Origin of the sequence: Pedobacter lusitanus (assembly GCF_040026395.1) — a bacterium.
GTDB lineage: Bacteria > Bacteroidota > Bacteroidia > Sphingobacteriales > Sphingobacteriaceae > Pedobacter > Pedobacter lusitanus.
Window position 1 is genome coordinate 3940921 of record NZ_CP157278.1, and the last position, 15774, is coordinate 3956694.

2 protein-coding genes are annotated in these 15774 nt (G+C 44.7%); both read left to right on the forward strand.

What is annotated here, in order from left to right:
• The gene (locus PL_RS17025; RefSeq protein WP_052496015.1) at positions 1 to 3579 is read left to right on the forward strand and encodes a tail fiber domain-containing protein; all 3579 of its coding nucleotides are present in this window, start codon (positions 1 to 3) and stop codon (positions 3577 to 3579) included.
• A 35-nt stretch (positions 3580 to 3614) separates the two neighbouring features.
• Positions 3615 to 15734, forward strand: coding sequence for a hypothetical protein (locus PL_RS17030; protein ID WP_152620252.1), 12120 nt, complete (start codon positions 3615 to 3617; stop codon positions 15732 to 15734).
• Positions 15735 to 15774 lie beyond the last annotated feature (40 nt).

Consider the following 15774-nt stretch of genomic DNA (forward strand, 5'->3'; position numbering starts at 1 on the left):
ATGAAAATATCAAGGTTCTGCATATTTATTATTCTGATTTTTTCAGTCTGCAGTAGTAAAGCACAATCCATATCACAGTTCAACGGTCAGTTCCTTATTCAGAAAATTGAATCTCTGGGATCTGATGAATATCAGATTCGCGGGGTTTTCAGCGATCAGTCAAGTGTATTTCAGGCAACCGATGTACTGCCGGCAGACAGAATCATTGATGGTGGTGGAAAGATGTTTCAAATCATTTCTCTCACTACTGAAGGTTCTATCATCAATGCTTTATCAAAGGGAATGGACGGTGCTGCTCCAACTATTGGAGACGGGTTGATCTATCGGCCTTCAAATAAAGGATTTCCATTGATTACCAGTAATGCAGGTGCTGCAATTCTGACCAGTGCCAATAATACAGCAACCTTATCAATTGATTACAGTATACCAAACTATGGCTCTGGAACTGCGCTTCCTGCAGCATCAGCAAAATTAGGAGAAGTCGTGTTGCTTTCAGGTAATTCAAAAATATATAAGATGGAATCAGGTGGCTGGAAAATGGTTACTAATATTCCTTTTGTATTTGCCCTTCCTGAAAATGCTGTTAAAGGAGATGTTGTTTATAATGCCCTTGATGACAAAAATTACACCTATGACGGGAGTGCATGGATCTTGCCTAAAGTATTAGCCGCATTACCTGCCCAGTCTAAATATGGGGACGTATTCTATGATACGAGTCAGCAGAAACTTTTCATGTTTGATGCAAATAATAAGTGGGCGAATATTAGCGGCGCTTCAATTCCAGGTGGACCCGGTACCGAGTTTCCGGGCAATACAAAACCAGGAGATCTTTATTTCAATACTGATAATAATGCACTTTATGTCTTAGACAACTCTAAAAAATGGCTGGAAATTTCTGCTAACGGATCCACACCTTCCGGTGCAACTAATCCAGATCCTTCCGCTGTTAATGTGAAAGAAGGAAATCTGTTTTATAATACCTCAGAGCATAAGCTCTATGTTTATAATGGTACCACCTGGTTGCCTCTTGATCTTACGCTGCGCAGTGGACAGATCTTTATGGGGAACAGTTCCAATATTGCAAGTGGAGTTACTGTTTCAGGAGATGCCACATTAAGCTCTGCAGGCAGATTGATTATTAAAGACCATGCGGTAACAGAAGAAAAATTAGATAAAGTAAATATTCCTTTAAGTGGTTTTGCTATTCCAACCGATGATATTGCCTTAGGTGACGGGATTTCAAACTTCAAAATCACGAACCTCAAAGACCCGACTAAAGATTCTGATGCTGCAACGATGGGTTATGTCAATGCATTGATCACAAAACCAGGTATTTTAGCTTTACCCTTAAATTATTTTTTTATTGGAAACTCTTCTAATAAAGCAGTTCCGACAGCAAAGAATCTGATCCCGCTTAGTGGATTTGACAGAGCATATGCGAACATATCAATGGGAACCGGAACTACTGGTCCCAATTTCAAAATCATTAATCTGGCAGATCCCTCTTTAGCTCAGGATGCAGCCACTAAAAACTATGTGGATAGCCGCGTTCTTGCGCCTGGAAATTTAAGTCTTCCAAAAGGGAATATGTTTGTTGGAAATGATATCAGCACAGCAGAAGCAGTAGCTAAAAACACCATTCCTTTGAGTGAGTTCGGAGCGGCAGCAGCCCATGTTTCTATGGGTAATTTCAAAATTACAGCACTGGCTGATCCAGTAGCTGATCAGGAAGCGGCTACGAAAAACTATGTAGATAAAAAAGTGATCAGTCCGGCCAGTATCACGCTGACTAAAGGAAACCTTTTTGTAGGAGATGCAGCAGGAAAAGCAGCAGATGTGTCAAAAAACACTATAGCTCTGAGTGGTTTTGGAGCAGCATCGGCCGATGTTTCGATGGGCGGATTCGTGTTAAGCAATCTGGGTATTCCATTGGTTGACGGAGATGCGTCTACAAAAAAATATGTAGATGATCTTTTTAAAACACCTGCTTCTCATCTCGCTTTGCCAACCGGAAATTTCTTTGTTGGTAATGCAGCAGGTAATGCAGAAGCAACAGCAAAAAAGTTAATTCCTGTTAGTGGTTTTGCAAAAGCAACCGATAATATCTATATGGGAGATGCCACGACACAATTTGGTATCAGCTTTTTGAAATATCCGATGCTTGCATCAGATGCGGCTACCAAAGGTTATGTGGATGATCAGCTGGCTATGCCTGGTTCCTTAATTCTGCCAACAGATCATATCCTGGTAGGGGACGCTGCAAATAAAGCAGTACCAGTAGCAAAAAATGCAGTTCCATTGAGTGATTTTGGTATTGCCACGGCTGATATTTCTCTGGGTAACGGAACAAAAAACTATAAAATTACTAACCTTGCCGATCCGCAGACCGATCAGGAAGCAGCTACTAAGAAATATGTAGATGCTAAAAGTTCAAAAACTCCTGTAGGCCCGACTGCTCCGGATAAACCGGTAGCCGGTGATACCTATTACAATACCGCAGATAACCGTCTTTATGTCTATAACGGAAAAGACTGGGTTCCGGTAGATAATAAATTAAAAGAAACAGAATTATATGTAGGTGATGCCAAAGGAATAGCCGTTTCTACCCCAAAAAACACTATCCCTTTAAGTGGTTTCGATAATGCAAAAGCTAATATTTCTATTGGAGACGGAACGACGAACTTTAAGCTTATCAATCTTGCTGATCCCGAAAATGATCAGGAAGCTGCTACCAAAAAGTACGTGGATTCAAAATCTTCCAAAACTCCGACTGGTCCGACTGCTCCGGGTAAAGCCGTTGCCGGCGATACCTATTACAATACCGCAGATAACCGTTTGTATGTTTATGATGGTATTAAGTGGGTTCCACTGGATAATAAACTTGCAGACAGAGAACTATATGTTGGTAACTCAGCAGGTATTGCTGTGTCCACACCAAAAAAATCGGTTCCTATAAGTGGATTCGGTTCTGCTGAAGGAGATGTATCAATGGGGAATTTTAAAATCACCAATCTTGATGACCCGAAAAATGATCAGGAAGCCGCCACAAAAAAATATGTGGATGCAGGCTTACTGACTGCAGGTGCCAATGCTAAAGATAATCTGGGTAATCATAAAGCTACAGAAAGTATTAAGCTCTCTGTTTATGCGATCAGTAATGATGGTGCAGATGGTAAAGGGCTCACTTTCGATACACAGGGTAATGCGAGTTTCGGCCAGGATGTAACTATCAACGGTAACCTTTATACCCCATCAGACAGGAGATTGAAAATCAATATTGAAACTTTAAGTCATGTGCTGCAAAAAATTGATCAGCTGAGAGGAGTAAAGTTTGAGTACAAAGATCAGCATAAATATGCCTCAGGGCATAAGATCGGTGTGATCGCCCAGGAATTGCAAAAAGTATATCCTGAAATGGTTACCAAAGGGAAAGACGGGTTTCTGAAAGTGGACTATACCCAGTTAACCGGAATGCTTATTCAGGCAGTCAGAGAACAGCAGAAACAAATTGCTGAACTGCAGATCCGGATGAACAATCAGCAGGAACAGATCAACAGTATCCTTAAAAAAATACAATAACAACCAGGTCAGGAAACCAAGAGAAGCGAATCATTTTGAAGAAATTACTACATATTATTATTCTTTTCCTATTGCTTGCCGGAGCTGTTTCAGTTTCGGCACAGACATTTTTTAGGGTCATTGGTGGTGTTCCTCATCTTCCGGCAATAGATCCTGTTACCGTTGCTTCGCCTTTACCGGGAATGCTGATTTACAGTACGCCCGATAAACAACCGATGATCTATAACGGGGCAACCTGGGAAACTTTGTGCAGCAGTAATATCAATACGGCTACTGTAAAAGATTACCTCGAAGTAAAAACAGGAATTCCATATTTACCTTCTTTGAATGAGGAGCCTGCAGGAACCATATCTTCCGGAGGAGTTTATTTCTCTAAAACCGCAAAGACCATGATGGTCAATGATGGAAATTCATGGTATGCCGTAGCTGAATTACTGGCAAAAGGAAATTTTAAACCACACAATGGTTTCTCCACCAACAGCGGCTTAAAGATCTCCAAATTACCCGTACTGCCAGTTAACCCGGCACCTTTAGGTTTATCTGCTGGTGCTGTCTACATCAATACCGTATCAAAAGCTATCCGTTTTTACGATGGGGCTAAATGGAGAGATATAAGTTGTTTACCTGTAATCTCGACCATACAACCGACAAAAATCACCAATATCTCAGCCCTTAGCGGAGCAAATATAATGAACAACGGCGGGTCTGCAGTAACCTTGCAGGGAATCTGCTGGGGGACCAGTATCTATCCCGATACCACGTTGAATACCAAAACCAGGAACTTTATTTTTGGTGCTGATACTGGTCTTTTTCCAGGTATTATATCCGGTTTACAGGCGAATACAGTTTACCATGTTCGTGCCTATGCTGTCAATAGTTCAGGTATAGTATATGGAGAGGATTTAACCTTTACCTCAGCGATGGCTTCCCTGCCATCAATTATTACACTCGAAATCGATAATATTTTTCCGGTTATGGCCAATAGCGGCGGGATAATTAGTAGTGACGGTGGTGCACCGGTTACTGCCCGCGGAGTAACCTGGAATACAACCGGCGATCCAAAAGATGATGAGCATGCAGAGATTACCCTGGACGGTTCTGGTGTTGGAACCTTTCCCAGCCGTTTGGTTAACCTGTTAAAAAACACAACCTATTATGTCCGTGCCTATGCTGTAAATATTATCGGTAAAGCTTATGGCAACCTGCTCCAGTTTACTACACCCGCAGCTACAGCACCTGTATTAAGCTCTCCGAATATCAAAATTGTGGACATTACAGATGTTTCGGCAGTCAGTGAAGTTACGATTATTAATAATGGCGGAGAGGTCGTGACCGAACGCGGGATGAGCTGGAGCACAGATCGTGTGAATATAGTTTATGGTCCGTCAGCCACGGTCAATACCACAGATATCGGGACATTTATTTGTAATATCACTGATCTTAAACCCGGCACGCTGTACTATGTCAGAGCCTATGCAAAAAATAGTGTCGGAACTAGTTTTAGCAGTGAATCCAGTTTTATCACCACTTCTTTACCTACGCTGACCACCTTAATCCCTTTTAATTATGATGCAGTTAGTCATATTGACGGGTCCTTTGAAAGTTATAACGGAAGAGTGGCCACAGGTGGCGGAGATATTACCAGTAATGGCGTTGCACCGATAACCAAAAGGGGCATTTGCTGGAGTACAGTTCCTGGTCCGACTACAGCACTGGCTACCAAAGCAGAGCAAAACATAACAGGCAATGCTAAAGGAGTATTCCGTAATTATATGACTTCGCTTACACCAGGTACAACTTATTATGTAAGGGCTTATGCGATTAATGCAATGGGAACTGCTTATGGAGAAGAACAGCTATTTACAACCCCTCAGCTTCCACAGCTGAAAACAACCTCTGCCGCATTAATTAAAAATACCAGTGCTGTCAGTGGCGGAGAAATTACAGATGATGGCCGCGTACCCGTAAACACACGCGGTGTTTGCTGGAGTACAACAAACAATCCTTCCATAGATGATCCGCATACCAGTAACGGAAGTGGTAATGGAACTTTTGTCAGTGATATTAAAGGATTAATGGGGAATACCACCTATTATATCAGAGCTTATGCAATCAATAATGTTGGAATAAGTTATGGAAATATGAGCTCCTTTGTGACCGGTCTGCCAGAAAAACCGGCTGTGGTAACCTCACCGGTTCTGGCAACCCTGGGTGCTACAGCTGCCGGCGGAGGAGAAGTGACTGAAACCGGAGGAGCAGAAATTACATCAAGAGGTCTGGTCTGGAGTCTGACAGCTGATTTTAGCCCCAGCCTGTCTATGTCAACCAGGACCCGGGAAGCCGGAGGAGCCGGAAAATTCAACAGTACAATCACAGGTCTGGTGCCTAATAAAACCTATTATGTCAGAGCTTATGCGGTCAATAGTGTGGGAGTGGTTTTTGGAGAGCAGCAGGTTTTTAAAACCTTTACTATCCCTTCACTGATTACTACAGCAGCAAGCAGTATTACCAGTACAGAAGCAGTTAGCGGGGGAGATATTTTTAGTGACGGAGGTGATAAAGTAACTAAAAGCGGGATTGTATGGAGTACAGCACCTAATCCGGCAACAGATTTACCAACCAAAACCCAAAGCGGAACAGGTGTGGGAACCTTTATTCATACCCTGCCTAAATTAATGGGTAATACCACTTATTATGTCCGTGCCTATGCGACTAACAATGCCGGTACAGCCTATGGCAATGAAATCAGTTTTACCACCGGTCCTCCGGTAATTCCGGTGATCAGGACTCTGGAAGCTACAGAAATTACCGGAACCAGTGCTTCCAGTGGCGCGAAGGTGATCAGCAATGGCGGTGCATTATTTACTGTAAATGGAATTGTCTGGAGTACAGTTTCAGGTTTCCGGCCCGACACGGCTACAAAACAAAAAACGATTCAGAAAAGCGCTGGTGATTTTGCCAGTGAACTCAAAGAACTGTTACCTGGTACAACCTATTACGTACGGGCATATGCAGTCAATTCTGTGGGGCTGATTTTTGGTAACGAGATTGTGCTCAGAACACCAAGTGTACCCACTTTGATGACCCTTACACCAATTCCGGCAACCATCACCAGTACCTCTGCGACCAGTGGTGGCAGTATTATAACCAATGGTGGTAATTATATCACCAGTAATGGAATTTGCTGGAGCACTTCAAGAAATCCGACATTAGCTGATCAAAATGTAATTGCAGGTTCGGGCTCCGGTAATTTTACCACAGCGCTGAAAGATCTGATGGGATCGACTAAATATTATGTACGTGCTTTTGCAACTAATTTTGCGGGTACAGGCTATGGAAATCTGGATAGTCTGACTACCAGACCACCTGTACCGGTTACGATCATTACGGCCAAAGGAACTGATATCACGGCAACTACTGCTACTTCAGGTGGTGAAATTACCAGTAATGGTGGTGCGCTGGTCAGTACCAGAGGTGTTGTCTGGAGTATACATCCCGATTTTAAACCAGATACAGTTTCTAAAAATAAAACTGCAGATACAGGTTATGAGAAAGGGGTTTTTATCAGTTATCTGAAAAAACTGGTTCCCGGAACTACCTATTATGTACGTGCCTATGCAGTGAGTATTGCAGGAACCTCTTATGGAGAAGTGATTAGCTTTACCACCCCCGATTTTGCAAGCCTGACAACTAATTCCCCTTCGCTGGTTGCCAATACTTCAGCAACTACCGGCGGAACAGTGACCAGCTCCGGAGGCTCTCCGGTTACCGAAAGAGGAATAGTGTGGAGTACCACAGCTAACTTTATACCTGATATGACATCCGGAAATGTGACCAGTAATGGAGCCGGCACAGGAAGTTTTGACAGCAAACTCAAAGACCTTAAGCCAGATACCAAATACTATGTCAGAGCTTATGCGGTTACGCTGGCTGGTGTGGCTTACGGGCAGCAGGTCAGTTTTACCACCTATCCCCCGGGACTGAGTTTATTAACTACACTTAATCCCTCACAAATTACAGGAACAACCGCTTCCAGTGGTGGAAGTATTACAGATGAAGGTGGGGTTGTTGCAGATACCCGCGGCGTAGTCTGGAGTACCCAGTCTGGTTTTAATCCGGCGACAGTAACCGTTAATAAAACTGCTCAGTCAGGGGCAGGCAACGGACAATTTATCACTAAAATAACCGGTTTATCTCCGGGTGTCACTTATTATATACGTGCCTATGCTTCCAACAGGGTTGGTACAGCTTATGGTAATGAAATCAGTTTTACCACGCCAAATCTTGCTACGCTGACCACCATTGAAGCCTCATCAGTAACCGGAACCAGTGCCTTAAGCGGTGGTATTATAACTGCAACCAATGGCACACCAGTAACTGCACAAGGAGTTTGCTGGAGTACCAGTTCCGGCCCGACTATAGGTCTGGCTACCCGAACAAGTGATGCCGGGGCAGGTGTTTTTACCAGCTCATTAAATGCCCTTAAACCGGTTACCAAATACTATGTACGCGCATACGCAACTAACCAAATTGGTACAGCTTACGGCAATGAAATCAGTTTTACTACAGGACCATTATTAGCCAGCATAACCACGAGCGATCCTGTAATTACTTCAGAGAACTCGATCAGTAGCGGGGGGACTATCACTAAAGATGGAGGAAACCCGGTTACTGCCCGCGGTCTGTTGTGGAGCAGAAGAGCCAATTTCAAACCAGATACTGTAGTTAACAATAAGACAGTTAATGGAAGTGGGATCGGAAATTTTATCAGTGACATTAACCAGATGGAAAGAAGTGCGACTTATTATATTCGTGCTTATGCAACCAATAGTGCGGGAACAGCTTACGGAAACCAGCTTACCGTTTCTATTTTTCCTACTTCACCTGTCCTGAATACAAAAGTCGTAACGGCAATAACAGGTTCGTCGGCAGCAAGTGGAGGAGAAATAGTTAAAGATGGGGGAGCATTAATTACCAGGCGGGGTATAGTCTGGAGTACTGCACAAAATCCAACCCTGTCTTTAACTACCAAAACCAGTGATGTGGATTACGGTGATGGAAACTTTACCAGTTATCTGACCGGTTTGCAGCAAAATACAACTTACTATGTCAGAGCCTATGCCGTTAACGGGATAGGTGTGGCCTATGGTTTGGAAAAATCATTTACCACACTCACCGTTCCAACTTTAACTGCAACTACTCCGGCTACAAATGTTCTGGCTACTACAGCAGTCAGCGGAGGTAAAATTACAGATGACGGCCGAACACCAATAACCAGTCGTGGAATTGTTTGGAGTACTTATGATAATCCGACCGTAGACCTGCCTACCAAAACTATAGACCGGGTTACAGAAGGAATAGGTAGTTTCACAGCAAATCTTTCCGGTTTAAAACCAAAGACCACTTATTATGTAAGAGCTTACGCGACAAATAGTGTTGGAATTACTTACGGAAGTCCGGTCATGATAACGACGAATTCAGTTGCCCTGCCTACGTTGACTACTGCGCCGGTTACTGCCATTGAAGGATTCTCTGCAATGGGCGGTGGAAATGTCACAGACGATGGAGGAATGCCGGTGGTAACCAGAGGAATTGTATGGAGCTTAACCAGTTCACCAACCATCGCCCTGCCAACTAAGATTATCAATGGCACTGCAGGTACCGGAACATTCAATAACGTATTTGCAGGTTTAATTCCGGGCACAACTTATTATATACGCGCATTTGCAACCAACAGTGTTGGCACAGCTTATGGTAATGAGCTGACTTTTACCACATCGGCCATTGTACCAGCTTTAAGTACAGTGGTGCTTTCCAATACCAAAGTGAATAGTGCCGACGGGGTAGCGAACCTGGTTTCTGATGGTGGTGCGGCAGTTACTGATCTCGGGCTGATCTGGAATACAGAAGATGTGATCCCCGCAGATTTTACCAACAGCCTGTCTGTTGGTGCTATGGGAACTTCAATCTCAGGAACGCTGACCAATTTACTGCCTGCAACAAAATATTTTGTCTGGGCTTATGGTAAAAATAGTATAGGAACAGGATACAGTGCCAAATCAGCCGTTTTCACCACACCTGCCTTAGCTACCCTGATCACAACTAAACCGGGCACAATTACCCAGAATTCTGCGAATTCAGGAGGTACAATCAGTAGTGATGGCGGAGTACCGGTAACCGCAAGAGGGATATGCTGGAGTACTGCCGAAAATCCAACTGCAGATGGTTTGTTAAAGACAGTCAACGGACAGGGCAGTGGTGCTTTTACCAGTAGTATGACCGGTTTAACCAAAGGCACAAAATATTATGTCAGAGCCTATGCAACCAATAGCGTAGGCACCAGTTACGGTAATCAGGAGAGCTTTACCACCTTTGATGTACCTTCACTGAAAACTATGGCTGTAACAGCTATCCTGACCACTTCGGCTGTCAGTGGAGGAGAGGTTACCGCGGATAATGGTGCGCCGGTAACTGCCAGAGGAGTGATCTGGGATACACAAACTGACCCGGTAGTGAGTCTGACCAGTAAAACCGCAAACGGTACAGGTACCGGAGTCTTTGCAAGTAATCTGACTCCTTTAACCGTAGCAACTCAATACTATGTCAGAGCTTATGCAACCAATAGTATTGGTACAGGCTATGGTAATCTGGAAACTTTTAAGACCCCGCAGGTTCTTCCTGTAGTCAGTGTGGTTACGCTTTCAGAAATGACGCAGACCACTACAAAGGGAACTGCCGAAATCACTTTTGACGGAGGGGCTGAAATTACTGCCCGTGGATTAGTCTGGAATACGACCGGTAATCCAACCCTGGAAAACGGAACAGTTATTCCCAAAGGAACAGGAACCGGCAGTTTTACCGATCTGTTGAAAAACCTGATTGAAGGACCGACTTATTATATCACTGCCTATGCAACAAACAGTGTCGGAACAGCCTACAGTCCAAAACCAACCAGTTTTAAAATCTGTCCGGCTGAATTTACAGTAACACATACTGCAGGTCTGGGTGGTGCGCCGGTAACAAAAACCATAACCTATCATTCCGTAAGTACTGATATTTCCGGTGCGGCAAGATGCTGGATCACACAGAATCTGGGTGCCGACAGGCAGGCATTATCAGCAACAGATGGCACAGAACCCTCGGCTGGCTGGTACTGGCAGTTTAACCGTTTGCAGGGTTATAAATCTGATGCAGCTACAGGCCGTACTCCTGCCGGATCATGGCCGGTCGCGACCAGCGAAACGGTTGACTGGAGTTCAGATAATGACCCTTGTGTTCAGTTATTGTCAACAGGCTGGAGATTACCAACAGAGACGGAGTGGAATAACACTTATAAGGGCTGGAAGAGCATGGCCGATATTTATGGTTCGGTACTTAAACTGCATGCTGCAGGATTACTTAATTTAAGTACCGGTGCATTGGTCAATCCGGGTAGCCAGGGTAATTATTATTCCAGTACTTCGAAAGATGCAAACTATGTGAATTTTACTTATTTTACCGGTGGAGCACCTGTAACAACCATCATCCAGAAAACCTATGGATTTCCGCTGCGTTGTCTTCGGGATGAGATTATATTCAGTGTCCCTTCGGTAAGTAAGGTTGTGGTACCAGCTGCTACGATGACCGCCAGTTCGGCCGTTGCGCAGGCAACCATCACGACTGACGGAGGGAAGGAAGTTACCGACAGAGGTTTTGTCTGGAACACTACCGGCAACCCGACTTTTGCAGATCAGGTGATTCATACGGGAGCAGGAATAGGAGCTGTAACTGCACAATTAACAGGCTTAACAGAAACCCCGTCTTATTATATCAGAGCTTTTGCAACCAATAGTGTTGGTACTGGTTATAGTAAGGAAACTCTGAACTTTAGAATCTGCCCGCCATCATTTGTCGTTACTCACGTAGCCGGAATCAATGGTGCACCAGAGACTAAAACAGTAACTTATCATGCTGTGAATTCTACGCTTTCAGGTGCAGCCAGATGCTGGCTTACCCAGGATTTAGGCGCGGATAATGAAGCGGCTTCGGCTGCTGATGCCAGCGATGGTGCCTCAGGCTGGTACTGGCAATTCAATAAAACGCAAGGATTTAAATCTGTAAAAGGAGTCCGTACCCCTAATACACCGTGGATCGGATCTATTACTGAAAACTCAGACTGGACACCGGCAAATGATCCTTGCGTATTACTGCTGGGTGGGGGCTGGAGAATTCCAACAGCAGCAGAATATACTAACCTGGTTGTACCGGCTAACGGACTGGCTTCGTTAAATAGTGGATATGCTACAGAATTAAAACTTCATGCCGGCGGATACCTGATCTATTATACAGCAGAGAAATATGCTGCCGGTACACAGATCAATTACTGGTCTAATGCTCAGGATGGAGCTAATGCCCGCTACCCTTATATCAATGGTGCAGCAGGTATGTTTTCTTCATTAAAGGCATATGCCATGCCGATCCGTTGTATTCGCGACCAGATTGTGATTTCGCCCCCTCCGGTTACCAATGTCACTATACCCGCTGCTACCATGACTGCTGAGACCGCCGTGGGTTCTGCACAGATTATTATTGATGGAGGTGCGCCGGTTACTGCAAAAGGTCTGGTATGGAATACAACAGGAAACCCGACAATAAATGACCATGTTATTCCGGATGGTGCCGGTATTGGTGCCATCAACGGTGTGTTAACTGATCTTGAAGAAGGACTTACCTATTATGTAAGGGCATTCGGAACAAATAGTGCAGGAACAAATTACAGTATGACTGACGCTTCTTTCACCATCTGTAAACCAGTTACTATTATCCATAGAGCTGGTTTTAACGGGGCACCTGCAGATAAAACGATTACTTATGGTACAGTAAATTCGAGTGTAACAGGAGAACCGAAATGCTGGATTACGCAGAATCTGGGTGCGGATAAACAGGCGGCAGCCATAAATGATACTAATGAAGCAGCTGCAGGCTGGTACTGGCAGTTTAACCGTTTACAGGGATATAGTTTTACAGGTACAGTACGTACACCAAATGTGGAATGGAACCCCTGGGCTGCTTCGATCAGTGATAATTCTAACTGGACCGCTGCCAATGATCCCTGTACCCGGCTGCTGGGAAATGGCTGGCGTTTACCAACCCTGGCCGAATGGACAAAGGCTGTCGGTCCGCCGCAAAACTGGACAACTGAAGCTATGGCCTACGCTTCTGAACTGAAACTTCATCAGGCAGGTTATATCGCTTATAATTCCCCGCAAACAGGAGTTACCTATAAAGGCTCTGCTGCTTTTTACTGGAGCAGTACGCAAAATGTCAGTACAGAATATGGTCAGGATCTTTATAAAGGCGCAGTTAACAGAGAATATAAAGCTTCTGCATTACCTGTTCGCTGTCTGCGGGATGCGGTGATTAAAAGTGTTCCTTCAGTAAGTAAGGTGATTGTTCCTGTTGCAGCGATGACGGTTAATACTGCGGACGGACTATCTACAGTGGTTAGTGATGGAGGTGCGCCGGTAACTGCAAGAGGTTTGGTTTGGAATACTACCGGTACTGCTCCTGTACTGAATGACGGAGTGAGCTCATCAGGAACAGGAACAGGTGATTTTACAGCTGTGCTTAAAAATCTTGCAGAAGGCCCAACTTATTATGTACGCGCTTTTGCAACCAATAGTGAAGGAACGGGATACAGCCCGGTGATCAGCAGTTTCAAGATCTGTAATCCTTTTACTGTTATCCATAAAGCAGGTCTGAACGGGGCACCGGTTGATAAAACAGTTACCTATAAAACAGTAAGCAGTAATATTTCAGGATCTGCTAAATGCTGGATTACCCAGAACCTGGGTTCCGATAGAGAAGCTGCCGCAGTAAATGACGTGGCTGAGGCAGCTTCAGGATGGTTCTGGCAGTTTAATCGTTTACAGGGCTATAAATTTGAAGGAACCGTCCGTACCCCAAATCTGGAATGGAAACCCTGGGCAGCCTCTATAAGTGAGAATTCTAACTGGCTTGCAGCGAATGATCCTTGTATTCAGCTTTTGGGTGGTGGCTGGCGTTTACCGACTCCGGCAGAATGGGCTGCGGCAGCATCACCTCCTCAAAACTGGAAAACCGAAGCTGATGCTTTTGCTTCGGAACTCAAATTACATGCAGCAGGTTACGTTCCCTATAATGGATCAGCTTCAGGTGTGGCTTCCAGAGGTGCTTTAGGACTTTACTGGAGTAACACTCAAAACACAAGTTCAGAATTCGGGCAGGATTTGTACAGAGGATCTCAGGTTAACAGAGAATATAAAGCATCGGGTCTGACTGTAAGATGCCTGCGTGATGAGGTTATAAAAACTATTCCTTCAGTAAGTAATGTGGCTGTTCCGGTTGCAGGCATGACAGCAAGTACGGCCAGCGGTTCTGCTACAGTGACCACTGATGGTATTGTTCCTGTCACGATCAGAGGACTGGTCTGGAATACTACCGGGCTTGCACCGACAACGGCTGATCAGGTAATTGCAATTGGCAAAGGTACAGGAGAGATAACCGGTACATTAAATAATCTGGTAGAAGGCCCCACTTATTATGTGCGCGCTTTTGCAACCAATAGTGAAGGAACCGCTTACAGTCCGGAAGTCACCAGTTTTAAAATTTGTAATCCTTTTACCGTAATTCATAAAGCAGGTTTAAATGGTGCCCCAGTAGATAAGACTGTAATTTATAAAACCGTAAACAGTAATGTTTCGGGTTCTGCCAAATGCTGGATAACCCAGAATCTTGGAGCTGATAAAGAAGCTGCCGCAGTAAATGATGTGACAGAGGCAGCTTCAGGATGGTTCTGGCAGTTTAACCGTTTGCAGGGGTATAAGTTTGAAGGCACAACGCGTACCCCAAATCTGGCCTGGGCACCCTGGGCTGCCTCTATAAGTGAGAATTCTGACTGGCTTGCAGCGAATGATCCTTGTATTCAGCTTTTGGGTGGTGGCTGGCGTTTACCGACTCCGGCAGAATGGGCTGCGGCAGCATCACCTCCTCAAAACTGGAAAACCGAAGCGGATATTTTTGCATCAGAACTAAAAATTCATGCCGCCGGATATGTACCGTATAATGGTGCAGCATCAGGTGTCAGCTCCCGTGGCAGCCTCGGACTTTACTGGAGTAACACGCAAAACACAAGTTCAGAATTCGGACAGGATTTGTACAGGGGATCCCAGGTTAACAGAGAATATAAAGCATCAGGATTAACTGTAAGATGTCTGCGTGATGCTATCGTGAAAACTGTTCCTGCGGTAAGTAATGTGGTTTTACCAGTTAGTGCTATGACGCTGAATTCGGCAGAAGCTTCTGCTACTATTGCCATAGACGGAAGTGCTCCGGTAATCTCGCGGGGTCTGGTCTGGAATACTACCGGGCTGCCAACACTGGCAGATCAGGTTATCAAGTCTGGAAACGGAACAGGAAATATTACCGGAACCATAACAGATCTGGTAGAAGGTCCAACCTATTATGTACGTGCTTTTGCGACCAATGCAATAGGTACAGCCTATAGCCCTGCTGTAAGTAGTTTTAAAATCTGCAATCCTTTTACTGTAGTGCATAAAGCAGGAGTAAATGGAGCACCGGTAGATAAAACGGTGAATTATGGGGCTATTACCAGTACGGTAACCGGTACGGCTAAATGCTGGATTACCCAGAACCTGGGTGCGGACAGGCAAGCTGTGGCTAATAATGAGATAGCTGAAGCAGCTTCGGGCTGGTTCTGGCAATTTAACCGCTTGCAGGGATATAAAGTTGAGGGAACAACACGCACACCCAATACGGTATGGGTAACAAGTATCAGTGAGAATACCAGCTGGGCTGCCGCAAACGATCCCTGCATCCAGTTGCTGGGTGGTGGCTGGCGTTTGCCAACTCCTGCTGAGTGGGCAACGGCAGTATTGCCTCCTCAAAACTGGAAAACCGAAGCGGATATTTTTGCATCAGAACTAAAAATTCATGCCGCCGGATATGTGCCTTATAATGGTGCAGCATCAGGTGTCAGCTCCCGTGGCAGCCTCGGCCTTTACTGGAGTAATACGCAAAACACAAGTTCAGAATTCGGACAGGATTTGTACAGAGGGTCACAGGTTAACAGAGAATATAAGGCATCCGGACTAACTATCCGCTGTCTGAAAGATTAAACAGGAATACCCATTAAAAAGATTGAATAGAAATCAAATT